Origin of the sequence: Allobranchiibius sp. CTAmp26 (assembly GCF_017565405.1) — a bacterium.
Taxonomy (GTDB): domain Bacteria; phylum Actinomycetota; class Actinomycetes; order Actinomycetales; family Dermatophilaceae; genus Allobranchiibius.
This window is the reverse complement of the sequence record NZ_JAGEKR010000022.1, coordinates 52291-76580: the sequence shown is the minus strand read 5'-3', so window position 1 is coordinate 76580 and position 24290 is coordinate 52291. Positions and strand designations below refer to the sequence as shown.

At 70.6% G+C, this 24290-nt stretch carries 22 protein-coding genes; 9 read left to right on the top strand and 13 right to left on the bottom strand.

Going from position 1 to position 24290, the window contains the following annotated elements:
• Positions 1-110 precede the first annotated feature (110 nt).
• Positions 111-1772: an alkaline phosphatase family protein gene (locus J4030_RS16020; protein ID WP_208050232.1), complete on the bottom strand. Its 1662-nt coding sequence runs from the start codon at positions 1770-1772 to the stop codon at positions 111-113.
• Between the two features lie 161 nt (positions 1773-1933).
• On the opposite strand from J4030_RS16020, the gene J4030_RS16015 reads away from it, so the two are divergent.
• The gene (locus J4030_RS16015) at positions 1934-2854 is read left to right on the top strand and encodes an MBL fold metallo-hydrolase (protein WP_208050231.1); all 921 of its coding nucleotides are present in this window, start codon (positions 1934-1936) and stop codon (positions 2852-2854) included.
• A gap of 4 nt (positions 2855-2858) precedes the next feature.
• Here J4030_RS16015 and J4030_RS16010 read toward each other — a convergent pair whose 3' ends face one another.
• From J4030_RS16010 to uraD, 10 genes are all read right to left on the bottom strand, one after another.
• Positions 2859-3935 (bottom strand): FUSC family protein, encoded by a 1077-nt coding sequence (locus tag J4030_RS16010; RefSeq protein WP_208050230.1) that lies wholly within the window; start codon positions 3933-3935, stop codon positions 2859-2861.
• Between the two features lie 177 nt (positions 3936-4112).
• Positions 4113-5051 carry a SpoIID/LytB domain-containing protein gene (locus tag J4030_RS16005; protein ID WP_208050229.1) on the bottom strand — a complete coding sequence of 313 codons (939 nt, stop codon included), beginning with the start codon at positions 5049-5051 and terminating at the stop codon, positions 4113-4115.
• Positions 5052-5068: 17 nt separating this feature from the next.
• Complete coding sequence (locus J4030_RS16000; protein ID WP_208050228.1) at positions 5069-5884, bottom strand: CHAP domain-containing protein; 816 nt, start codon at positions 5882-5884, stop codon at positions 5069-5071.
• A gap of 225 nt (positions 5885-6109) precedes the next feature.
• On the bottom strand, positions 6110-7387 hold the full coding sequence (guaD, locus tag J4030_RS15995; RefSeq protein WP_208050227.1) for a guanine deaminase: 1278 nt from the start codon (positions 7385-7387) through the stop codon (positions 6110-6112).
• Positions 7384-8220, bottom strand: coding sequence for a xanthine dehydrogenase accessory protein XdhC (gene xdhC / locus J4030_RS15990; RefSeq protein ID WP_208050226.1), 837 nt, complete (start codon positions 8218-8220; stop codon positions 7384-7386). Before xdhC ends, guaD begins: the two co-directional genes overlap by 4 nt.
• Positions 8221-8223: 3 nt before the next feature.
• Positions 8224-10677, bottom strand: a complete 2454-nt coding sequence (gene xdhB / locus J4030_RS15985; protein ID WP_208050225.1) for a xanthine dehydrogenase molybdopterin binding subunit — start codon at positions 10675-10677, stop codon at positions 8224-8226.
• Positions 10674-12137, bottom strand: coding sequence for an FAD binding domain-containing protein (locus J4030_RS15980; RefSeq protein ID WP_208050224.1), 1464 nt, complete (start codon positions 12135-12137; stop codon positions 10674-10676). Before J4030_RS15980 ends, xdhB begins: the two co-directional genes overlap by 4 nt.
• 39 nt (positions 12138-12176) lie before the next feature.
• Entirely contained in the window at positions 12177-13073 is an 897-nt protein-coding gene (gene pucL / locus J4030_RS15975; protein ID WP_208050223.1) for a factor-independent urate hydroxylase, read from the bottom strand.
• 4 nt (positions 13074-13077) lie between these two features.
• Positions 13078-13413 carry a hydroxyisourate hydrolase gene (gene uraH, locus J4030_RS15970; protein WP_208050222.1) on the bottom strand — a complete coding sequence of 112 codons (336 nt, stop codon included), beginning with the start codon at positions 13411-13413 and terminating at the stop codon, positions 13078-13080.
• On the bottom strand, positions 13410-13934 hold the full coding sequence (uraD, locus tag J4030_RS15965; protein WP_307864741.1) for a 2-oxo-4-hydroxy-4-carboxy-5-ureidoimidazoline decarboxylase: 525 nt from the start codon (positions 13932-13934) through the stop codon (positions 13410-13412). Before uraD ends, uraH begins: the two co-directional genes overlap by 4 nt.
• An 86-nt stretch (positions 13935-14020) precedes the next feature.
• Between uraD and J4030_RS15960 the strand changes: the two genes are divergently transcribed.
• The 5 genes from J4030_RS15960 (at position 14021) to J4030_RS15940 (ending at position 19122) form a co-directional block, all read left to right on the top strand.
• Positions 14021-15268, top strand: a complete 1248-nt coding sequence (locus J4030_RS15960; RefSeq protein WP_208050220.1) for an aldolase/citrate lyase family protein — start codon at positions 14021-14023, stop codon at positions 15266-15268.
• Between the two features lie 24 nt (positions 15269-15292).
• Entirely contained in the window at positions 15293-16405 is a 1113-nt protein-coding gene (locus tag J4030_RS15955; RefSeq protein WP_208050219.1) for a glycerate kinase, read from the top strand.
• A 2-nt stretch (positions 16406-16407) separates the two neighbouring features.
• On the top strand, positions 16408-17823 hold the full coding sequence (allB, locus tag J4030_RS15950; protein WP_307864740.1) for an allantoinase AllB: 1416 nt from the start codon (positions 16408-16410) through the stop codon (positions 17821-17823).
• On the top strand, positions 17816-18847 hold the full coding sequence (gene alc, locus J4030_RS15945) for an allantoicase (protein ID WP_208050218.1): 1032 nt from the start codon (positions 17816-17818) through the stop codon (positions 18845-18847). Before allB ends, alc begins: the two co-directional genes overlap by 8 nt.
• A gap of 89 nt (positions 18848-18936) precedes the next feature.
• Positions 18937-19122 (top strand): hypothetical protein, encoded by a 186-nt coding sequence (locus J4030_RS15940; RefSeq protein ID WP_208050217.1) that lies wholly within the window; start codon positions 18937-18939, stop codon positions 19120-19122.
• 51 nt (positions 19123-19173) lie between these two features.
• Here J4030_RS15940 and J4030_RS15935 read toward each other — a convergent pair whose 3' ends face one another.
• Positions 19174-20196 carry a glycosyltransferase family 2 protein gene (locus J4030_RS15935; RefSeq protein WP_307864739.1) on the bottom strand — a complete coding sequence of 341 codons (1023 nt, stop codon included), beginning with the start codon at positions 20194-20196 and terminating at the stop codon, positions 19174-19176.
• Positions 20193-21071 (bottom strand): glycosyltransferase family 2 protein, encoded by an 879-nt coding sequence (locus J4030_RS15930; protein ID WP_208050216.1) that lies wholly within the window; start codon positions 21069-21071, stop codon positions 20193-20195. The genes J4030_RS15935 and J4030_RS15930 overlap by 4 nt, the downstream gene beginning before the upstream one ends.
• 407 nt (positions 21072-21478) lie before the next feature.
• On the opposite strand from J4030_RS15930, the gene J4030_RS15925 reads away from it, so the two are divergent.
• The 3 genes from J4030_RS15925 to J4030_RS15915 are packed head-to-tail and all read left to right on the top strand — an operon-like array spanning position 21479 to position 24257.
• A complete protein-coding gene (locus J4030_RS15925) occupies positions 21479-22795 on the top strand; it encodes a class I SAM-dependent methyltransferase (protein ID WP_208050215.1) in 1317 nt (438 codons plus the stop codon).
• Positions 22792-23604 (top strand): glucose-1-phosphate cytidylyltransferase, encoded by an 813-nt coding sequence (locus J4030_RS15920; RefSeq protein ID WP_208050214.1) that lies wholly within the window; start codon positions 22792-22794, stop codon positions 23602-23604. The genes J4030_RS15925 and J4030_RS15920 overlap by 4 nt, the downstream gene beginning before the upstream one ends.
• Positions 23604-24257, top strand: a complete 654-nt coding sequence (locus J4030_RS15915) for a PIG-L deacetylase family protein (protein ID WP_208050213.1) — start codon at positions 23604-23606, stop codon at positions 24255-24257. Before J4030_RS15920 ends, J4030_RS15915 begins: the two co-directional genes overlap by 1 nt.
• The last annotated feature ends 33 nt before the right edge of the window (positions 24258-24290 follow it).

The window sequence follows — 24290 nt, the reverse complement described above, 5'->3', positions numbered from 1 at the left end:
GCTTCGCGCGGGTGGTGGCGGCCAATACGGGGTTGCCGACCGGCGACGTCGACATACCACCCGTGTACGGATCGATCCGGCGGTGCTCGACGTCGATCGTGCCGGTCGGGTCAGCGGTGGTGGCGGCCCAGGCCGGGCAGCACGCGGGTGTGCTGGAGCCGCACCGCCTGCAGGTCGCGCGGGTTGAGCCCGAGGGTGGCCAGGATCGTGGGAGCGATCTGAGTGGTCTCGACCTTCGCGCCGATCGAGCGACCGTGGCCCCTTTCGGCCGCGGACGTGACGACGAGCGGCACGTCACGATCGTCGCCGGACGCACCTCCGTGCTCGGCGATCTTCTTGGTGCCGCCGGTGTAGACGACGCCGTACCGGGCGATGCCGACCACGTCGGGGTGACGCGGGTCGCTCTGCCGCACACCGAAGTACCGGGCCGAGCCGGCGCCGGCGTACACCGCCGTCAGGCCCGACGCCGGAAGCGTGCGCGATCCACCCGTGGCGGTGTTGCCCGTCGCGGGATGGGCGAGCAGGTATGCCTTGACGAACGAGGTCGCGGCGGCCGAGCGGTCCGAGAGCCAGAGGAGCATGCCGTCGTCGTCGAGCGACTGCGCGACCAGTGACGTGTTCTTCGGATGGCTCGCGGCCCACGCCTTGTTGATGCCGTCGATGATCGGGCCATCGTCGATCCGGGTCAGCCGCGTCGGGTCGACGGGCGACTGGCCGTGCTTGGCCGACAGGATGACGGTCGTGCTCGAGGCCAGGCCGTCCTTCTGCAGGCGCGTCACCAGGGAGCCGATCTCGGTGTTGACGAAGTTCAGCGCCTTGGTGAGCAGCGGACCGGGGGTGCGGGTGCCGGGCAGGTAACCGCCGGCCAGACCGTCGGACTTCGGCAGCTTCTGAGCGGTCGAGACCGACTGGAAGTTCATCCCGAGGAGCGCCGGCGTACCGACGCGGTGCTTGCCCGAGTGGTCGAAGCCGTTGATCTCGTTGAGGACCGCCTCGGTCTTGTAGTGGTCGTACTGCTGCGTCGAGGCGTTGTTCGTGGTCCAGTCACCGCCGGCCGGTGCGTCGCTGTTGATCTCCGGGGTGAAGAGGTCGTCGATCGAGTTGCCGCTCTTGCCCTGCAGGATGCTGTACGCGGGGTGCTTGTCCGACCATGCCGTGCGCAGCTTCGCGCGGTGCAACACGTCGAAGACGGTGTTGACCTTCAGGTACTGGTTCGGCTGCACCGGCTTGCAGGTCGTGGGGTCGACCGGCAGCGCGGCCTGGTTGATCAGCGTGCTGGGGTGACCGGTCATGTTGAGGATCGATCCCGGCAGACCCGAGAGGCCCTGGCCGGCGTCGAGGCGGGTCGAGTCCTTGTCGATCGACTCGTCGAAGTTGACGGCCGCACCCAGCGCGGCGCCCTTGCAGTGCGTGGTCCCCGCCGGCAGCAGCGCGTGGTTGTAGGTGACGTCGTAGTAGACGCCGGTGGTGCGGGGGTCGCCACCGGTCAGCTGACCGATCAGGCCCGGGAAGGAGTCGGACGGGAACGGCGTCTTCGCGTGGGTGTACGACGTGCCGGAGTCGACGAGCCGCGCGAGCGCGGAATCGGGGTGGTGCGCGACGTACCACTGCAGGTCGCTCTGGTGCATGCCGTCGACAGACAGCAGCAGCACATGTTTCTTGGCATGCGGGGCGGACGTGTGACCCGGTGCGGCGTACGCCGCGGTGCCACCTGCGACGAGGGCGACGGCGGTGGCCAGCGTGACGGCGGCAGGGCGAGGGCGGAAGGTCATGGATCTCTCTCTGACAGAAGGGTTCCCGAGGACGCTCTTCAGCCCATCGGTACAAACTGTGTGTTGCCTTCGAGGACGGCGAACTCCACGTGAACCGCAGGCGAAGAACCCCTCACATCGGATCCCCTCCCGACCGGTGACCCGCGTGGGACGCTTCGATCATGCTGAGGTTGCCGTCGAGGGTGGTCCTGGACGACGAGCCGCTGGACCGGCCGTGGATCCGTGGGAGCCGCCGCGGTGGCGACCCCGGCCCGGTCCTGCAGGTCCGGCGGGTGGACGACGCGACGTTCGTGCTGCGGCAGTCCCCGCGCGCCACCTGGGAGGCCCCGTTCCTCTACCTGCTGCTCGGCACGCGCCGAGCGCTGCTGCTGGACACCGGCAACGTGGCGGACGTCGATCGGATGCCATTGCAGCCGACGGTCGCTGCGCTGGTGGACGACTGGGTGCAGGCGCAGGGTCTGTCGGACTATGAGCTGGTGGTCGCCCACTCCCACGGCCACGGCGACCACATCGCCGCCGACGTCCAGTTCGCCGGCCGCGATCACGTCACGGTGGTCGGGGTGGATGAGCTGTCGGTGCGGGATTTCTTCGGAATCGACCCGTGGCCGGCCGGCGTCGTGCCGTTCGCCCTCGGCGGACGCGAGCTCCTGGTGGCCGGGATCCCGGGGCATGACGCCCGGTCGATCGTCATCGCCGATCCGTCGCGAGGGCTGCTGCTCACCGGCGACACGGCGTACCCCGGCCGCCTCTACGTGCAGGATCTGCCCGCGCTGCAGGAGAGCCTGGACCGGATGGTCGCACTCGCGGACACCGCGGGGACGGGGACGATCCTCGGCGGCCACATCGAGTTCGGTGCGCACGGCGCGGAGCATCCGGTCGGCACGCGATTCCACCCGGACGAGCGACCCCTGCCGCTGACGGTGTCCGACCTACGACGGCTGCGGCAGCTGGCGTACGACGCGACCGGTCGACGCGGGGTGGTGCGCGGCGAGCCGATGCACCTGTGGATCGGCGCCTGCCGGATACCGCTCCTGCGGCTCGGCGTGGCAGCGGTCGTGCGTCGCCTCCGCGGGACCGGTTGATGCCTCAGGCTGCAGCAGGCGCGGGCGCGCGGCGCAGCCGGTCGGGGACGATCACGAGGACGACCATCGCGATCGCGGCGCCGAGGAGGGTCTCGAGGAGCCGGTCGCGCAGCAGCTGAGCGACCGGTGTCGGGTGGACCAGCTGCCCCATCATCAGCGCCAGGGGTGTGATGAAGAGCAGCGCCAGCGCGTAGTTGCGGCCGACGAACAGTTCGGTGACCACCTGGAGCACGACGATCACCAGCACGGCCGCGACGCCCTGCGGATGGAACGACAGGATGACGGCAGCGATGACCGCGCCGAGCAGTGTGCCGATCACCCGGTGCGTGCCGCGGGTGATGCGCGAGCGGAAATCCGGTCCGGCCAGGACCACGACGGCGGCGACCATCGCCCAGTAGGGATGCGCCCAGCCGAGCCCGGTCGCGATCGCGCCGGCGATCGAGCAGGCGATCACGTACCGGATCAGGTGGGCGTACACCCCTGGTCTGCCCAGGGCGACCCGCACCTGCGGTGACGGCAGCGCCGGACGGCGCAGCCCGTCGGGGTCCCGGACGACCCCGACGTGGCTCACGACCAGGGAGAACGCCGCGCTCGCGGCCGCGATACCCACCGCGATCGGGAGGGTGTCGATGCCTGGGTGACCGATCGCGCAGACGGCGAACCCGAAGATCATGAACAGCGGTCCGGGCGGATGCCAGCGGTAGGCGTCCGAGGCCAACGACCCGGCAGCCGCGAGCAGCGCGCCCACCACCACGACGAGCCAGCGCGCGTCCGGAGCGGCGGAGAGGAGCACACCGAGGCCGACCGAGAGCACCAGGAAGCAGCCTGCGACGACCTGCATCCCGGCGCGTTCGGATCGCACGTGGTGCCGTCCGTAGAGGGCCGTGAAGGCGCCGAACGCGGCGTACGCCGTCCACTCGGTGCGCCCGACCAGCACCAGGATCATGAGGGGGACAAGGACCGAGACCCCGGCCCGCAACGCGACGCGATGGGCCCCTCCGCGCGGGCCGATGGTGACCAGATCCTGGGCGAAGATCCGCAGCGGATGGGCCTGTGGCTCGGGGTCCGAGGGCAGGTTCATACCCCGCCGAGTCTAGGGCGGGCGTTCACCATCCCCGGCCGGGTGGTGGCCGGCGGTGAGGCGCGGGGCGACCTGGAGGTGGCCGACTGAGCCCGCCCGACGGTCATCCACCGCGACAGGACGCTGCCGCGGCGGACGACCGGTGAGTCGGACCTCGCTCGTCCTACCGACGCGCCCTCACGAGGTGAGCGCGATGTCGCGGTAGTAGGACCGCAGGATCGAGCTGTAACTCGCCCCCTTCTTCGCCCGCTCCTCCGAGCCGTTCTGCGACATCCAGTCACCGGTGACCCAGGCGCTGCAGACGGACGGTGAGGAGCAGTAGTGCGCCTGCAGGATCTTGCCGCTGCGGGTCATCCGGGTGCCCCAGGTCGCATCGACCGCACTGTTGGTCGACGCGGTGGCCGAACCGGGCCGGTACACCTGGCTGCCCGTGTCGTCGCGGACGTCGTAGCAGTGACCGCTCGGGGTCTTGGACTCCGAGTGGAGCGCGAAATACCAGCCGAAGCTCTTCACCGCGATGGCGCCGGACTTCAGTGACGCCGAGTGCCAGCTCGAGCGCCATTCGTTGGGCAGCACGTTCTTCACGTAGGTCTTGAACGCGACCCGATCCACCTGCCCGCTCCCGGTCCGGTAGACCAAGATCGAGCTCGGCAGCTTGGTGTCCGTGCCATCGGTCCTGCACCCGGTCACCGGTGGCGTGCTGCGCAGGAACTGGTGGGATGCGTCGTTGTTCTTCAGGCCCGGCTTCAGGTTGCCCTTCGTGCCCGGTTTGAAGTCCTGGTAGGTGCCGGCGTAGTTGCTGTTGAAATACACCCGGACCGTGCGCTTGCTGCGGTTCCAGACCGACGCGGCGTTGTTCTTCACGCACCTGCCCTTGCCCGTGCCCGCACCCTTGAACTCGTAGCACGTGGGCTGGGTGGTGCCGTAGTCGTCCTGCGAACCGGTGAAGTCGGAGACCGACCCGCCCTGGTTGCTGTTGAAGTAGTAACAGAAGTCGCCGCTGTCACAGCTGCCGTTGCGCGAGGCCGCGTGGGCGGGGGAGGACAGGGCCATCCCACCGCCCAGGACCATCGTCGTACCGGCGATCGCAGCGAGCGCCGTGCGTGAGGTCTTCATCAGTGTCCTCCGCCGGCTTAGAAGTGGAGCATCCACTGGAAGGACGCCTGGCCGCTGTTGACCCGCACGTGCGAGCGCGTGCCGTAGTGCAGCGGGTTGTTCCAGTTGTATTCCTCCACGTCGAACGATCCGTCGGAGTACACCTTGTTCACGTACGCCACGTGCCCGACCTTGTGCACGTCGTTCACCGCGATGGCGCCCACCTTCGGCGTCTTGTCGACCTTCACTCCGGCGGACCGGGCGGCGTTGTCCCAGTTGCCCGCATTGCCCCAGTGCACGCCCTTCCAGTAGTTGTTGAAATGCGGCGTGTGCAGGCGGCTCGCGATCCGGTACGCCGCGAACGCCGTGCAGTTGTCCTGGGCGAAGCCGCGGGCGTTGCCGTCGTAGTCGTTGCGCGGGGTCTGCGCACCGGTGGAGGTCGCGGGCCGGCCATGGGAGGCGTTGTTGTTCTTGAGCGCTGAGTTGAGGTTGCCCTTGGCGCCCGGCGCGAAGGCCTGCGAGGCACCGCCGTAGTTGCTGTTGAAGTAGACCCGCATCGTCATGCCGGTGCGGTTCCACACCGACGCGGCGTTGTTCTTCACGCACTTGCCCTTGCCGTTCCCGGCGCCCTTGAAGACGTAGCAGCTGGGCTGCGTGGCGCCGTAGTCGGCGATCGGGCTGGTGAAGTCGGAGACCGACCCGCCCTGGTTGCTGTTGAAGTAGAGGCAGAATTCGCCGGTGTCGCACCTACCGTCGCGTGACGCTGCCTGCGCCGGGCTCGCGCAGGCCAGGGTCGGGGTGGCGATCGCAACCGCGACGCCGGCCAGGGTCAGGGTCTTGTGCAGGTTCCTCATCAGGTGTCCCTCCATGGTGGTCGGTGGCGCGCCCCGGGGCGGGGCCGTCGCCTGGGATCACCGTGCGGGAGCGGTGCGGGTGTTCGGTAGGTGTCGGGTGTCCCCTGACACTCCGTGCTTCCGCGCAGGCCTCTGACCTGCGCAGACACCGGTCCGATCTGACACTGCAGCGTGGATTCGGACATACAGGGCGGGGCGGATGTGCCCCGCTGTGCATGGTGAACCTCAGGGGGCGAGGCGCTCCCCGTCGATCCAGACGGACGCGACGGCGGCGTCGGTGCCCAGCGCGAATGCCTTGGCCAGTGCGCCCTCGGCGTCGGAGGCGTTGCGCAGGTTGAGCTGCAGCAGGCTGTCGTCGGCGCCGCGCAGCCACAGCGCGTCGAACCGTTTGCCGACCGACAGGTCGCCGACGTGGTCCAGGCCGAGCAACGCCGCGCCGGCGGAGGTGGCCAGGTGCAGCAGATGCACGGGACCGAGCGGGATCCCGTCGGGGCCTCGGAGCTGTTGGACGAAGTAGGCCTGCAGCGCCTCCTTGAACATCGACAGACCGGTGCCGCCGCCGACGTCGGTGCCGAGTGCCACGCGTACGCCGTGCGCCAGGTGCCGACCCAGCGGGAAGAGGCCGCTGCCGAGCGAGCAGTTGCTGGCGGGGCAGTGCGCCACACCCGCGCCGCGGTCGCCGAGCAGCCGCAGCTCCTCGTCGCTCACGTGCACGTTGTGCGCGAGCACGCTGCGCGGTCCGAGGAGGCCGTGCGCGTCGTAGCTGCCGACGTAGGTGCCGGCGAACTGCTCGTGCACCTGCGCGATCTCCGCGAGGTTCTCGTTGACGTGGGAGGTGAACCAGACGTCGGGGATCTCCCGCACCAGCTCGCCGCAGACCGCGAGGAGTTCGTCGGTGCAGGAGAGCGAGAAGCGCGGCGTCACGGCGTACCGCGCCCGGCCGGTGCCGTGCCACTTCCGCGCGAGCGCCCGGCTCTGCTGCAGCGCCTCGTCGGCGGTGATCAGCAGGTCGTCGTGCATCTCCCGGTCGCTCAGCACCAGACCGCTGGTGATGCGCAGCCCGGTCGCGGCGGCCCGGGTGAAGAGCGCGTCCGTCGCCGGGGCGAAGTGGGCGCCGAAGACGAGGGCACTCGTGGTGCCGGCGCGCACCAAGGACCGCACGAAGTCGTCTGCGACCGACGCGGCGTATGACGGGTCGGCCAATCGCGCCTCCTCCGGCAGCGCGTACCGTTCGAGCCACTCCAGGAGGGGCATGCCCAGCCCGCCGATGGCCCGGACCTGCGGGTAGTGCACGTGCGTGTCGACGAGCCCCGGCAGCAGCAGCCCGCCGTCGAGGGTCTGCAGATCCTCCTCGGGGTGACGGCGTCGTACGTCGGCGAACCCGCCCCGGTCGACGATGACCCCGGCGCGCACCAGCAGACCCCCGTCCAGTTCGGCGCGCAGCCGACCGCCGGTGAAGGGGTCGTCGGGGGTGTCGAGGATCGCCGCTCGGTAGAGCGTCACGTGGTCGTCCGCGCGGCCGTCGTGCGAACGCTGCCCGCCTGCTCGACGGCGATGGTCCGCAGCAGCGCGGCGGCCACCGACACCGCGATGGTGGCCGGTTCCTTGCCGATCAGCTCCGGCAACCCGACCGGCGAGGTGATCGTGTCGATCGCCGCCTGCGGGTGGCCCTCTTCGCTTAGCCGCTTCTCGAAGCGCCGCCACTTCGCCGACGATCCGATCACTCCGACCGAGCCGAGGTGCGTGCAGCGCAGCGCGGTGTCGCACAGCGCCGCGTCCTCGGCGTGGTCGTGCGTCATCACCAGCACGTGGGTGCCGGCCGGGACCTCGCCCAGCACCAGTTCCGGCACGGGTGCGTGGTGCCAGTGGATGGTGGCGAGGGAATCGTCGTACGTGGGGGTCTTCGGAGCGGCGTACGACGAGCGCGAGTCGATCAGGTGCAACTCGAGGTCCTGACGGGACAGGATGCGCGACAGCTCCACGCCCACGTGCCCCATGCCGAAGATGGCGACGGACGCCACGACCGGGAGCGGCTCGAGCAGGACGACCACCTCACCCCCGCAGCACTGGGTGCCGTGCTGCACCGGCGCGCGCTCGTGCAGCGCCACCTCCAGCGTCTCCGGCGTCCCGCTCCCGTCGCGCAGCATCCCGCGTGCGCGGGCGATCGCGGTCGCTTCCAGGTTGCCGCCGCCGATGGTGCCGAACTCGGCTCCCGCGGACACCACCATCTTCGCGCCGGCCTCGCGAGGTGCGTGGCCGCGCACGGAGGTGAGCGTGACGAGCACGGCGGCCTCCCGGTGGGCGCGCAATCGGGCGATCGCGTCGATCCAGTGCATGATTCAGCCCTTCGCCGGCTCGCTCGCGAGCTCTTCTGAGCGGGGGTGCGGGGCGTGCGCGTCCGGACCGGGCTGGTCCGGCACATGCCGCTCCGCGCGATCGCCGCGCTCCACAGCGCCGTCCGCATGACCGGCGCGCGCATCCTCCACGGCCCAGAAGACAGCCTCGGGGGTCGCCGGGAGCGGAAGGTCGATGCTGGTGCCCGGGGCGCCGAACGCGGCGGCGGCCTGCCGCAAGGCCTCCCGCACGCAGAACGCCAGCATCAACGGCGGCTCGCCCACTGCCTTGGACCCGTAGACGGCGCCCTCCTCGTGCGCGTGCGGAAGCAGCGCCACGTTGAAGACCTCCGGCATCTCCGAGAAGCTCGGCAGTTTGTAGGTGCTGGCCGCCTGGGTCGTCAGCTTTCCGCGGTTCGGGCCGTCGCTCTCGTCCCAGACCAACTCCTCCAGGGTCATCCAGCCCGCCCCTTGTACGAAGCCACCCTCGATCTGGCCGAGGTCCACCAGCGGGGAGAGACTGTCGCCGACGTCGTGGACGATGTCGACCCGGCGGGTGCGGTAGGCGCCGGTGAACCCGTCCACCTCCACCTCGGCGGCGGCGACGCCGTGCGCGAAGTACTTGAACGGCGTACCGCGCATCACCGTGGAGTCCCAGTGCAGGCCCTCGGTGCGGTAGTAACCGGTGGCCGACAGCTGCACGCGCTGGAAGTACGCGCGCTCGGTCAGTTGCGCCCACGGGATCGGATCCGCCTTGCTGCCGATCGCCGACACCGTGCCGCCGTCGAAACGCACGTCCGCGGCGTGCACCCCGAAGTGCTGCGCGGCGACCTGGGCGAGCCGCCCCTTGATCTGCTCGCACGCGTCCTTCACCGCACCACCGTTGAGGTCGGCGCCCGAACTCGCAGCGGTGGCAGAGGTGTTGGGCACCTTGTCGGTACGCGTCGGCGCGAGCCGGACGCTCGCACGGGGGATACCGAGCGCGGTCGCGGCGACCTGCAGCATCTTGGTGTGCAGCCCCTGGCCCATCTCGGTGCCGCCGTGGTTGATGAGCACCGAGCCGTCCTTGTAGACGAGCACTAGCGCACCGCCCTGGTTGAACGCGGTGAGGTTGAAGGAGATCCCGAACTTCACCGGTGTCAGCGCGAGACCACGCCGGGTGTCGGGATGCGTCGCGTTGAAGCGGTCGATCTCCTGCCGTCGGTTCGCGATGTCGGCGGTGCGCAGCAGCTGGTCCCAGGCGCGGGGCAGGCGGTCCCACTGGGTGACCTCTTGGCCGTACGGCGTGCTCTGCCCGGGGCCGTAGAAGTTCTGTCGGCGCAGGTCGGCAGGGTCCCGACCGAGCAGCGGAGCGCACCGACCGAGGATGTCCTCGATCACGAGCATCCCCTGCGGTCCGCCGAAGCCGCGGAACGCGGTCTGGGAGGTCTTGTGGGTCTTCGCGATCCGCCCGTTCACCCGCACGTGGGGGATCCAGTAGGCGTTGTCGACGTGGCACACGGCGCGGGCGAGCACCGGCTCGGACAGGTCCAGGCTCCAGCCGGCGTCGGAGGTGAGCGTCGCGTCCAGCGCGACCAGTCCGCCGTCGGCGTCGAAGCCGACCCGCCACTGGGTGTGGAAACCGTGCCGCTTGCCGGTCATCGACATGTCGAGGGTGCGGTTGAGCCGCAGCCGCACCGGGCGTCCGGTGATCACCGCCCCCAGCGCCGCGACCGCGGCCAGCCCGTGTGGTTGCATCTCCTTCCCGCCGAAGCCGCCGCCCATCCGCAGGCACTGCACGGTGACCTCGTGCGAGCGCAGCCCGAGCACATGGGCGACGATCTCCTGCGTCTCGCTCGGGTGCTGGGTGCTGCTCTGGACGAAGACCTGGCCGTTCTCGTCCACCTGCGCCAGGGCGGCGTGCGTCTCCAGGTAGAAGTGCTCCTGGCCCTTGCACTCGAACTCACCGTGGAAGACGTGCGCGGCACTGGCGAGCGCCGCGTCCACGTCGCCGCGCTCCATCCGTGGCTGACCACCCTGGAAGCTCTCGGCGGCGATCGCCTCCGCGGTCGTGAGGATCGAGGGCAGCACCTCGTAGTCGACCTCGACCGCTGCCGCGCCGAGCCGCGCGGCCTCGAGGGTCTCGCCGAGCACCCACACGACGGCGTGGCCGTGGAACATCGCCTCGGACGGGAAGAGGGGCTCGTCGTGCTTCACGCCCGCGTCGTTGACTCCGGGCACGTCGTCGGCCGTGAGGACCCGGACGACCCCGTCGACCCGCGTAGCCGGAGTGGTGTCGATCCGGGTGATCCGCGCGTGAGCGTGCGGCGACTGCACCGGCCACGCATGCAGGACGTCCTTCGTGCGACCGGTCAGATCGTCGGTGTAGAGCGCCCGGCCGGTGACGTGCAGGTCGGCCGACTCGTGGGGGATCGCCTGTCCCACATCAGGATTGCGGGGTCGTTCGGAGAGGGAGCTCACGCGTCGACCTCCTCGGATGTGGTCTGCGCCTGGAACTTCAGCACGGCCGTCCGTAGCATCGCCGTCCGGTAGCGGGCACTCGCCCGGTGGTCGTCCAGTGGGGTGCCGGTGGCGCCGAGCACCCGCGCCGCCTCCTGCGCGGTGTCCAGGGTCCACGGCCGCCCCTGCAGCGCTGCCTCGGCGTCGTACGCGCGTAGCGGCGTCGCCGCGACCCCGCCCAGACCGATCCTGGCCCGTCGTACGACGCCGTCCTGCAGGTCGAGCGCGAACGCGACGGCCACCCCGGAGATGTCGTCGAAGCGGCGTTTGGCGATCTTGTGGAAGGCGGTCGTGGCGGCGAGCGGCACCGGGATCCGCACGGACCGGATCAACTCATCAGGATGGCGGATCGTTTGCCGGTAGCCGGTGAAGTAGTCGGCGATCGGCACGACGCGGTCGCCGCCGGGTCCGGTGAGCACGAGCCGCGCATCGAGGGCGAGCAGGGCGGGCGCGGCGTCGCCGATGGGGGAGCCGGTGCCCAGGTTGCCGCCCAGGGTGGCTGCGTTGCGGATCAGCCGGGAGGCGAACTGCCCGAAAAGCTGGTCCAGCAACGTAATGCGGCCAGCCAGCTGCTGCTCGATCTCCGACAGGGTCAGCGCGGCGCCGATCTCGATGTGCTCGCCGGTCTCGTGCAGCTCGCGCAGCTCAGGCAGCCGGTCGACGGCGATCAGCACGGGCGAACGTGCCATCAGCAGGTTGGCAGCGACGCCCCAGTCCGTCGCCCCCGCGACCAGGCGGGTCTCGCGGTCGTCCGCCAGCAACGCGACGGCCTCGCTCAGGGTGGTCGGCCGGACGAACTCGTGCGCGCCGTCGCTGACCCGGGTCGCCTCGGCCCCCGGCGCCGGTGCGGTGCGGCGCTGCGCGAGCGGATCGTCCTCGCCGGGCGAGCCGAGCGCGTACGCCGCGTCGCGGATCGGACGGTAGCCGGTGCACCGGCACAGGTTGCCGGACAGGGCTTGGAGGTCGAAGCCGTTGGGACCGCGTTCGGGATCCGGCGTGGCGGTGCCCGGTGCCCGGTCGGCGCGGTAGTACTCCGCGGCCATGCTGCACACGAAACCCGGTGTGCAGTAACCGCATTGCGAGCCCCCGCGCTGCGCCATCTCTTCCTGCACCGGGTGCAGGTCACCGGGGGCGCCGAGCCCCTCGGCGGTGACGATCTCCTGCCCGGCGTACGCGACGGCCGGCGGGAGGCACGCGTTGAGTGCCACCCAGGCGGACCCGTCACCGTCGGGTCGCGCGACCAGCACCGAGCACGCTCCGCACTCGCCCTCGGCGCAGCCCTCCTTGGCGCCGGTCAGACCCTGCCCGCGCAGGAAGTCCAGCAGGCTGAGGTAGGACGGGGTCTGCCCCAGGGACCGGGAGGTGCCGTTGACGGTGACCTGCGGTCCGCGCGCCGAAGTGCTGGTGCTCACGTCACCCATCATCGGACACTCCGCAAGAGCCGGACCGGCACCACGCGCTCAGGACCAGGCCTGACCCGGGTCGTACGCCGCGGACAGGTCGACGTCGGCGGACCGTTGCACGGTGGCCTCGATGAGCCCGTAGGGCCGGTCGTCGGCGTGGAAGACCTCCTGGTGGTTCTCCAGGCCGAACGGCGACAGGTCCACCACGAAGTGGTGCTTGTTCGGGCAGCTCATCCGGATCTCGGCCACGCCGGATGCGGCGTCCAATGCGCGCTGCCCCATCTCCCAGATGGTCTGCTGCAACGCGTAGCTGTAGGAGTCGGCGAAGGCGGTGGTCAGCGCGTCCAGCACCGCGGCGTACGAGGTGTCCCAGTCGGTGTCCTGCGCCGAGCCGTGCGCCCATTGGGCTGTCACCGACGTCGCCATCACGCGGTCGTCCGTGGGCTGGAGCGTGGTGTACGCGTCCTGGTAGAAGCCGTGGAACTCCGAGTCGGTGGTCTTCAGCAGCACGTAGTCCCGCACCCCGCTGACCACCGTCGCGGGGCCCTCGCCACGGCGGACCGTGACGGTGCGGACGTGGTCGCCGCGGTGACGGAACGCGTGCGGGTGGTCGCCGATCCGCTCCCACGCGTAGGCCTCGACCTTGATCATCGCGGTCGTCACCTGAGGCACGTCGTCGACGAAGTGGTCGGCCAGCGCGAGCGCGAACGCCTCGGGGGTGCGCACCGCCTCGCCGGCGCTCTTGGCGAACGCGTTGACGGTGTTCTTGCAGGCGTCGGTGGTGAGCACCTTGGTCTGGTCGCCGCTGAGGTGCGCGTCGTCGAAGTCGCCGGAGAGGGTGACGCTCACGTTGTAGTCGACGATGTCGTGCCGGCTCTCGCGGGTCTCCCGGAAGACGCGTACGACGCGCACCTCGGCCTTGCCGTACTGGTGGTGTCCCAGGACGTAGGACATGGGTTCAACTCCCTCGGTAGGTGGAGAAGGCGAACGGGCTGAGCAGCAGCGGCACGTGGTAGTGGCGCTCGTCGTCGACCGTGAAGGTGACGGCGACCTCGGGATAGAACGCGTCGACGTGCTGAGCCGCGAAGTAGTCGGCGGTCGCGAAGACGATGCGGTGGATCCCCGGTGCGAGCGGCGCCTCCGCGACACGCGGGATGCGTCCGTCGTCGTCGGTCGTACCCGATCCGACGAGCTGCCAACGGTCCTCTGCGTCCCGGGCGAAGGCCTCGACGGCGATGCCACTCGCCGGCACCCCGCGGACGGCGTCCAGCACATGGGTCGACAGAGTGCTCATCGGATGCTCGCCTGCAGTCGCAGTCGGGTGATCTGGCGCAGCTGTTCGACGACCTCCGCGACCTCGGCCGCGTCGTCGTTGCCCATCCGGCGGTGCAGCTCGGCCAGGATCTGCTCCGGTGACCGGCCCGCGGCGCGGATCAGGAAGACCCGGTCGAAACGCTCCTCGTAGGCACGGTTGCCCGCCGCCAGATCCCGCCGGACCTGATCGTGCGCGTCGCCGACCGCGGCCTGCTCGGCCCGGGAGAACGCCGCCGCGCCGCTGCCGCCCCCGACCCGGTCGCCGATGCGCGGGTGATCGGCCAGCGCATCGTCCACGTCCTGCTGCACAAACGTCCCGAAGGCGGTGTCGGACGCGGCGAGCAGCCGGTCACGCTCGGCGTACGGGCGTCCCTGCACCATCCGCGCGATCCAGCCCGGCGCGGCGCAGCACGCCCGCAGCAGGTCGGCGGCCCCGGTGGCGGGCAGCTCGTCGAACCGCCCGACGGGAAGGGGCTCGGCAGGCTCTGCAGGGTCCGTCACAGGCATCGCTTTCGTCGTGTCGGGCAACAGCGTCCGGGGGTCGGTGATGATGTCATCGTCCTGATACTCGCGATGAGGAGCAGCGTATGACCGCACGACTCACCGAGGACCTGATCGGCGAACTGGATCGCGAGCTGGCGCGAGCCGACCGGGAGCTCGCGACGCGCTACCCCGGTGACCGGGTCGAGCGCGCGCCTGTGCACACCGTCTACGTGCCAGCCGACCGGTACACCGCCGACACCCCGACGGCGTGGGGGCGTGCGGCCCTGGAGCTGCTGGACCGGTTCGCGCCGACCGCCGACACTCTCGCGGCCGCCGTCGGCCTCGCGCCCGAGAGGGTGGCGCAGGTGTACGACCGGGTGCGCGCCAAGCTGGATACCGAGCCGATCGAGGACCTGCGGGTGGACTTCGAGGACGGTTACGGCCGCCGCGCGGACGACGTGGAGGACGCCGACCTCGCGCGGGTGCTCACGGCGTACGACGCCCAACACGCCGACGGCACCCGGCCGTCCTGGTGGGGCATCCGGTTCAAGGCGTTCGAGGCACCGAACCGGGCGCGGGGGGTCGCCACGCTGGTGGCGTTCCTCGAGCGCGCCTGCGGGGACGGCCGGGTGCCCGACGGGCTCACCCTCACCCTGCCGAAGGTGACCTCGGTGGACCAGGTGCGGGCGATGGCGCTCGCACTGACCAGGGTGGAGGCGGCGCTCGGACTGCCCGACCACGCGCTGCGCTTCGAGATCCAGGTCGAGACCGCGCAGGCAATCATGGCGGCGGACGGGACGGCAGCGGTGGCCGCGATGGTGCACGCCGCGGACCGGCGGGTGACCGGCCTCGTCTACGGCACGTTCGACTACAGCGCGGGGCTGGGTGTCGCGGCGCAGTACCAGTCGCTCGACCACCCGGTCGCCGACCACGCCAAGGCGGTCATGCAGGTCGCCGCCGCCCAGACCGGGGTGACCGTCTCGGACGGCTCGACCAACGTGGTCGACTTCGCGGACGAGCGGGCGGCGGGCGCCAGTTGGGCGTTGCACACCGGGCTCGTCGCGCGATCGCTGCGGCAGGGGATCTACCAGGGCTGGGACATGTGCCCCGGCCACCTGGTCTCGCGCTACCTCGCCACCTACCTGTTCTTCCGCGAGACGCTGCACCCGTCGGCGGCCCGGCTCGCGGCGTACGTCGCTCGGATCGACGGCGGTATCGCCGACGAACCCGCCACCGCCCGGATGCTGGCATCCGCGCTGTTGCGCGGGGTGCACTGCGGCGCCGTCGACGCCGCGGAGGTGAGCGAGCTCGCCGGCCTGGACCTGGGACGGCTCGCCGAACTGACCCACTGACCCGAGCGGGGCATCCTGGTCTACGTGCGCATCGTCGTCGCGGTCGACAAGTTCAAGGGATCGCTGTCGGCCGCGCAGGCGGCGGATCACATCGGCGTCGGTCTGCAGTCGGTGGATCCCGCCGTGCAGATCGTCACCGCCCCGGTCGCCGACGGTGGGGACGGCACGGTCGACGCGATGATCGCCGTGGGGTTCGACCCTCGGGAGGTCACGGTCGCGGGGCCGACCGGTGCGCCGGTGCGGGCGACGTTCGCCGTGCGCGAGAACACTTGCGTCGTCGAGCTCGCCAACTCGTGCGGACTGCAGCTGCTGCCGGGCGGCACCCCCGCGCCGATGACGGCTTCCAGCCACGGCCTCGGCCAGGCGATGGCCGCCGCGCTGGATTCCGGCTGCGACCGTCTGGTGGTGGGCGTCGGCGGCAGCGCCGGCACCGACGGCGGCGCCGGGATGCTCACCGCGCTGGGCGCGCGGATCCTCGACGGCCACGACCGACCGGTGACTCCCGGAGGGGCCGGGCTGCGCGACGTACGCCGCGTCGACCTCACCGGCGCGCAGGCTCGGCTGGCCGGCGTTCGACTGGAGCTGGCCTGCGATGTGGACAACCCGCTCACCGGGGAGCACGGCGCGGCCCAGGTCTACGGCCCGCAGAAGGGCGCCACCGCCGAGCAGGTGCACCTCCTCGACGACGCGCTCGCGCACTTCGCCTCGGTGGCCGGTCGGGAGCTCGCGGACCGGCCGGGTGCCGGTGCGGCCGGCGGGGTCGGGTACGCCGCGCTGTTACTCGGCGCGCGGCTGACGTCCGGGATCGAGACGGTCCTGGAGCTCACCGGTTTCGCCGGGCTGCTGTCGGCCGCCGACCTGGTGATCACCGGTGAGGGCTCCCTGGACGCGCAGAGCCTGCGCGGCAAGGCGCCGGTGGGCGTGGCGCGGGCCGCGCGGGCGCACGGCGTACCGGTCCGGGCCCTCGCCGGGCGGGTGCTCAGCACCCCCGGGGAGCTGCGTGCGGCAGGACTCGACGCTGCATATGCGCTGACCGACCTCGAAACCGACCTGGATACGTGTATGAAGGATGCCGGCACACTGCTGGAACGCCGTGCGGCCACCCTGCTCGCCGACGTCCTGGAGAGGACCCGCTGACCGTGCCGCGCCCTGCCTTCGACCAGGTGTTCATCGCGCCCCGCGCGGTCGTCGCCGGTGTCGAACGACCGGCCGTGGTCGGCGTGCGCGAGGGCATCATCGCCGCGATCGGCGCGGCGGGCGACGACGTCGGGTGGGAGGGCGAGCGCATCTCGCTGGCCGAGGACGAAGTGCTCCTACCGGGCATGGTCGACACGCATGTGCACGTCAACGAACCCGGTCGCACCGACTGGGAGGGCTTCGCGTCGGCCACCCGCGCGGCGCTCGCCGGCGGCACGACGACCCTGCTCGACATGCCGCTCAACAGCCTGCCCCCTACCACCTCGGTCGAGGCCCTGCGTATCAAGCAGGAGGCGGCGCGCGAGCAGTGCTTCGTGGACGTCGGCTTCTGGGGCGGTGCGGTGCCGGGCAACCTGGATCAGCTGCGCCCGTTGCACGAGGCCGGCGTCTTCGGTTTCAAGTGCTTCCTCGTCGACTCCGGAGTGCCGGAGTTCCCTCCGCTGTCCCGCGCGGAGCTTCTGGCCCACATGGAGCGCGTCGCCGACCTGGGCGCGCTGATGATGGTGCACGCCGAGGACCCGGACGCGATCGCCGCGGCCCCGCCGGCACACGGTCGCCGGTACGCCGACTTCGTCGCGTCCCGCCCGGACGCGAGTGAGGTGTCGGCGATCCGCACCGTCATCGAGGCCGTGCGTCGCACCGGCGCCCACGCGCACATCCTGCACCTGTCCAGTGCGGCCGCACTGGACGAGCTGCGCGCGGCGAAGGAGCAGGGGCTGCCGCTCACCGTCGAGACCTGTCCGCACTACCTGACCTTCGCCGCCGAGACGATCCGCGACGGCTCCACGGCGCACAAGTGCTGTCCGCCGATCCGTAGCGAAGCAAACCGTGCCCAGCTCTGGGACGGGCTGCGCGACGGGACCGTCGACATCGTCGTCAGTGACCATTCGCCCTGCACGGTCGACCTCAAACAGCTCGACTCCGGCGATCTCGGCGCGGCGTGGGGCGGTGTGGCCTCGGTCGAGGTGGCCCTGCGCGCGGTCTGGACCGGCGCCCGCGAACGCGGCATCGGACTGGCGCAGGTCGTGGACTGGATGAGCACGGCACCCGCCGCCGTCGCGGGCCTGCACGACCGGGGCGCCATCGAGGTCGGTCGGCGTGCGGACCTCGTGGCGTTCGCGCCGGACGAGACCACCACCGTCGACGCCCGGCGGTTGCATCACAAGAACAAGCTCACGGCGTACGACGGGATCACCCTGCGGGGCGACGCCCGTCGCACCTGGCTCGGGGGGAGACCGGCACGGGGGGACGACGCCGCGCTCGCGGGTGGGCGGCTGCTCACCCGGACGGACACACGCATCGCACCGGCAGCTGGGCCGGGAGTCGAGATCACGCCCTTAAGGAGCGAGCATGGGTGACCGCCCGGACTTCACCCGATGGCCCGACCTGGCCTCCCGGCGCTTCGGATCCGGCGTGGTCGCGGCCAATGACGAGTTGTTCGCCGAGAAGGAGAACCTCATCAAGGCGGACGCCCCGACGTACGCCAGTCACACATTCGGCAACAAGGGTCAGGTGTACGACGGGTGGGAGACCCGCCGACGCCGCGAACCCGGCGTCGACTGGGCCGTGGTGCGGCTCGGCGTCCCGGGCATCGTGCACGGCGTTGTCGTCGACACCTCCTTCTTCACCGGCAACTACCCCCCGCACGTCTCGGTGCAGGGCGCGTACGTCGACGGGTACCCCGCACCTGCCGAACTCGCCGACGCGGACTGGTTCGAGCTGGTGGGGATCGAGGCGGTCGACGGCGACAGCATCAACTCGTTCGCGGTGTCACAGCCGCGCCTGGTCTCCCACGTCCGCCTGCGGATGCATCCGGACGGCGGGATCGCCCGGCTGCGGGTGCACGGCGAGATCGTGCCCGACCCGCGGCTGGTCGGGCCGGGTCATGTGGACCTGGCGGCCGCGGAGCTCGGCGGGCGGATCAGCGACTGCTCCAACATGTTCTATTCGGCGCCCGCCAACCTGATCCTGCCCGGGGAGGCACGGTCGATGGGGGAGGGGTGGGAGACCTCCCGTCGCCGCGATGACGGCCACGACTGGGTGCAGTTCGAGCTCGCCGGACCCGGCGCGGTGCACATCGCCGAACTCGACACCCGGCACTTCGTGGGCAACGCGCCGGGCTGGGCCCGTCTCACCGGTACGACGGCCGCCGGCGAGCAGGTGCAGATCCTGTCGCGCACCCGTCTGCAGCCGGACACCCGACACCGCATCCCGACCGGGACCGGTGGCGAGCACGAGATCGTCGCGGCACGCCTGGAGGTGTTTCCCGACGGGGGTATGGCGCGGGTGCGGCTGTGGGGGTCGCTGTCCGATCGCGGACGATCGGCGCTCGGCGAACGCTGGCAGCTTGCCGGCGGCGCAGCACGGACGGTGACCTCGTGATGGCGAGCGTCCCGGGAAAGCGTGGCGATTCGCGAATGGTCGGGAGGTGGGGGACTGCGCCTGGTGATGCACACCATAAAATCCCAGCCATGACCCAGGACGTCGATGCACAGCGGCGATGCATGTGCGGACACGCCTTCGATTCGCATGAGCACCTGCGCCGCGGCACCGACTGTGCCTTCCGGCGCGAGTGCGGGTGTCTGCGGTTCCGCCCGGCCGAACCCCGGGGCGCGGTCGAGATCGTGCAGCGCTGGTGGTGGACCGGTCGCCGCTAGGCGGGACGAGTGCAGGCAGCCGGTGCGGCGGGCGCCGCTAGGCCGGACGGGTCAGGCAGCCGGTACGGCGGTCGCCACGGATGCGCTCTGCGCCGGCCGGTGGCTGTAGTTCGCAGCCTTGCCGCGCAGGTATCCCGCCACGGTCGTGGCAGTACCCGCGACGATCGCCCCGGCGCCGAGCAGGTGCCGCGGACTGACATGCACGAGCTCGCGCAGGACCGCGCGCGGAAGCACCGCCGCGACGTACCGCCGCTCGGACTCCAGCGCCGCATCCTGCCCCACCATCCGGGACACGGCCGCCTTGGAGACACCCTCGGCGTAGCACCGCGACAACAGGTAGGACCACGTGAGTCGATCGGAGCTGACCCGGTGGGCGGCACGCGCGCGGGGTTCGAAGACGAAGGAGGCCCCAGGCACCGCTTGGGCGATGCGGATGCACAACTCGGTCTCCTCGCACCCGAGCGGAGTGCGCCCGATCCGGCCGAGGTTCTCGCTGAACTGGCCGACCTGCTCGAAGGCACTGGCCCGCATCGACATGTTGCAGCCCATCAGGTTGCGCACGGCGGCAGCGCCGACCGGAAGACCCTCGTAGGTGCATCCGACGACCCAGTCCAACTCGCCACGTTCGGCGCCGCGGGGCGCGGGCAGCGTGGTGGGGCGACCGAGGCCGGTCGGCCACAGGGGTTGGGCCGATCCGCCGACACCCATCACGTGCTCGTCGACGTAGTGCTCGACCATGAACTCCAGCCACCGGGGATCGGCGCTGGCGTCGTCGTCCAGGAAGGCCAGCACTTCACCGTGGGCTGCTTCGATCCCGGTGTTGCGGGCTCCGGACAGCCCTTGCTGATGTGCGTTCGCGAGGACCGAGATCGTCATGTGGTCCGGCTTCAGTGCGCTGAAACGCTGCCGCGCCTTCTGCAACAGCACGTCGTTGTGATCGACCACGACCAGCAACTGCATCGGCGGCACGGTCTGCTCCAGCACCGACTGCACGCTCTCGCACAGATCCTGCCAGCGACGCTCGGTGTACGCGCAGACGATCACCGAGAGGGTCGGCGCGGGGGAGGTCCTCACGCGCTCATGCTCGGTCGGCTGACCTGTTGGGCGGGAGCGCTCTCCGGCGTCTGCACGGCTGCGCCGCCGCGACCGATCGTCCGCGCCCGCTGACGCTCGGACAGGATGGTCCGCAGTACCCGGAACCCGTCCTTGAAGGTGCGCAGGTTGCTCTCACCGTGGATCCGGGGGCGCTCGACACTGGGCACCTCGCGGATCTGGACCCCCGCGCCCACCATCCGCAGGTTGATGACGGTCTCGATCTCGAAGCCGTCGCCCCAGATCATCCCGCCCGCGGGGACGGGAGCGTCGATGTCGGGCAGGTCGAGCTCGGGGACCAGTTCGGTCCAGAACGCGTTGTAGCCGTAGCACAGGTCGCTGAAGCGCTGGCCGAATGTGAGGTTGACCAGCATGTGCAGGCCGGTGGCGCCGACGTGCCGCAGCAGGGTGATGTCGTCGCTGCCACCGCCGTCGATGAAGCGGCTGCCCTTGGCGAAGTCGGCGCCGTTGATCAGCGCGTCGACGTACGCCGGGATCTCCCGTGCGTCGGCGGAGCCGTCGGCGTCGAACATCACGATGATGTCGCCCGTCGCCGCCTTGAAGCCGCACGCCAGGGCATTCCCCTTGCCCTTGCGGGTCTGCTTCACGATCTTGATCTCGGGCATCACCTGGCGGGCGACCTCGACGGTGCCGTCGGTGGAGTCGCCGTCGACGAGGATCACCTCGTGGACCGGCGGCAACGTGGGCAGCACCGCTCGCAGGTTGTCGGCCTCGTTCTTCGCCGGGACGATCACGGTGATGGTCGGCTGCCGGCTGGCGCGGCCCCGATCGGTGTCGAAGGTGCGCTGCTCGAAGGTCGATCCTTCCGCGATCGACCGCGGCGAGTTGCGATACATGTGTGCTTTCCCCATGACGTTGCGATGGTCGACAAGTCCGTTTGTGGTGCTTCTTCGGTGCCGGTGAGCTCATCGAGGACGATACCCCCGTTTACTTGAATCTTGGACTTTCATAGAGAATAAAAGCTTTAGTTCCCAGTGATGGCGCGGCAAAATTGGGTCGGACATCTACTTGACAGCAAGTAAGTTGTCTAGATCACAGCCGAGGCATTACGAGGTCTTTACCAACGCTTTACACCCTATGAATGGCGTTGAGCGCCACTTAGCACTTACCGGTTTCGCGGGTGTGCGGTGCCCTTCGGCCCTAGAGTCGACCCCAACGCACGCGCAGTCGCCCGGCCCGCCCGTTCGGTGTTTGTCGCGCCCGCGCAGCAGGCCACCATCGACCGAGGGGGACGTGGAACGACATGCAGGAGCAGCTCATCGACTCGCCGCCGGCGACCTGCCGGCTCTGCGGTAGCACCCAGCTGCGCAGCGTGCTCGATCTGGGCGCCACACCGCCGTGCGAGTCGTTCCTCACCGCCGGGCAGCTGGACCTGCCGGAACCGACGTACCCGTTGCACCTGCGGTTGTGCGGGGCGTGTCTGCTGCTGCAGATTCCCGCCCTCATCACACCCGACGAGACGTTCACCGACTACGCCTACTTCTCGTCGTACTCCGACTCCTGGGTCGAGCACGCGCGCTCGTACGTGGGCCAGGCGCGGGAGCGCCTGGGCCTCACGGGCGACTCCTTCGTGGTCGAGGTCGCTTCCAACGACGGGTATCTGTTGCAGCACTTCCAAGGTTCGGTGCCCTGCCTGGGCATCGAGCCCTCGGTGAACGTCGGGGCCGCCGCGCGCGATCGCGGGGTCGCGACGCGCACCGACTTCCTGGACGAGCACGTCGCCGCCGAGGTACGTCGCGAGCACGGTCCGGCCGACCTGGTGATCGCCAACAACGTCTACGCGCACATCCCCGACCTGCTCGGATTCACCCGCGCGCTGCGTGGCCTGGTCGCCGATGACGGGACGGTCTCGATCGAGGTGCACCACGCGCTCAACCTCGTGCGGCATGCCCAGTTCGACACGATCTACCACGAGCACTTCCAGTACTACACGCTGTTGTCGGCGACCCGGGCGCTCGCGACCGGGGGCCTGCGGGTGGTCGACGCGGAGCTGATCCCCACGCACGGCGGGTCGCTGCGCATCTGGGCGAGGCCGGAGGCCGTCGGCGAGGAGCCGTCCGCGTCGGTGGCGCGGATCCTGGCCCTGGAGGAGGAAGCAGGACTTCACACTCCCGCCGGCTACGACGCCCTCGCCCCGCGGACGGCGGCGGTCCGCCAGGATCTGCTGCGCTTCCTGCTCGACGCGCAGCGCGACGGACTGCGAGTCGCGGGTTACGGGGCTCCGGGCAAGGGCAACACCCTTCTGAACTACTGCGGTATCCGCCCCGACCTGCTGGCGTACACCGTCGACCGCAATCCGTACAAGCACGGCCGGTTCACCCCCGGCACCCGCATCCCGATCCATCCGCCCGAGCACCTGGACGCCGACCGACCCGACCTAGTCCTCGTGCTGCCGTGGAACCTGCGCGCCGAGCTGACCTCGGCCCTGGCGCACGTCGCGCAGTGGGGCGGGCGGCTCGTCTTCGCCCTGCCCGAACTGGCGGTGATCGACCCGGCGAACCCCGCGGAGCCGCTCGAGCAGTCCGGCGACGCGGCACGGACGACGGGGGCGCGGGCATGAAGGTCGTCCTGTTCTGCGGCGGTTACGGGATGCGGATGCGCGGCAGCACCGACGACGTCCTCACCAAGCCGATGCACCTGGTCGGTCCGCGCCCGATCATCTGGCACGTGATGCGCTACTACGCGCACTTCGGCCACACGGAGTTCATCCTCTGCCTCGGCTACGGCGCCGACCAGATCAAGGACTACTTCCTGCACTACGAGGAGACCGCCTCCAACGACTTCGTGCTGCGCGACGGGAAAGTGCAACTGCTCGACACCGACATCGCGGACTGGACGATCACCTTCGTCAACACCGGTCTGAACTCGCCGATCGGCGAGCGGCTGCGTCGGGTGCGCCCCTACCTGGAGGGCGATGAGACGTTCCTCGCCAACTACGCGGACGTCCTCACCAACCTCCCGCTCGACGCGATGATCGAGGAGTTCCAGGCGTCCGACTGCGCTGCCGCACTGCTCGCGGTCCCGCCCCAGTCGTCGTTCCACGTGGTGCAGTTCGACGAGCAGCATCGGGTGCGCGACCTGGAGCAGGTCGGTGTCATGTCGATCTGGGAGAACGGCGGCTACTTCGTGCTCACCCAGGCGGTCTTTGACCACCTGCCGGAGAACGGCGATCTGGTGGGCGACGTGTTCGAGGCGTTGCTCGCGGAGCGGCGGCTGCTCGCCTACCCCTACTCGGGCTACTGGAAGCCGGCGGACACCTTCAAGGAGCGTGCCGAGCTCGACCGCGCGTGGGACACCTACGACGCCCCTTGGGCGTTGTGGAACGGAGCCGGGCCCGGTCAGCCGGCATCGCAGCCCAGGACCAGTTGATGCTCGAGCTCACGACCGGGCCGATCGACCGGCTCGTCCTACTCGCCGCGCACTGCGACGATCTGGCGATCGGGGTCGGCGGCACGATCCTGCTCCTGGCGGCCGCCCGACCCGACCTACGGGTGGACGTCGTGGTCCTGACGGGGGGCGGCGGGCCGCGGGAGACCGAGGAGCGCGCCGCGTTCCACCGGATGTGCCCGGAGGCCGATCTGCACCTCACGGTGCTGGACCTGCCCGACGGCAGGGTGCCCTCGCACTTCGATGTCGCCAAGGACGCGATCGTCGCGGCGAGAGAGGCCGGCGCCGGCGGTCTCGTCCTGGCGCCCCAGGTCGCGGACGCCCACCAGGATCACCGGGCCGTCGGCGAGATCGCGCCGACCGTCTTCCGCGACCATCTGATCCTGCACTACGAGATCCTCAAATGGGAGAGCGATCTCCCCGCCGTGACCGCCTACCAGCCTCTCGACCGAGCCACGATGCGCGCGAAGCTCGCCGTGATCCAGGAGAGCTACCCCAGCCAGGCGCACCACGACTGGTTCGACGACGAGTCGTTCCTCGGCCTCGCCCGCATCCGCGGGGTGCAGTGCCATGCGGCGTACGCCGAGGCGTTCGTCGCGCCGAAGGTCACCCTCGGAATCGGACGCGGCCGGTGAGCGGGACGGCCCGTCGGTCCACGACAGAGAAGG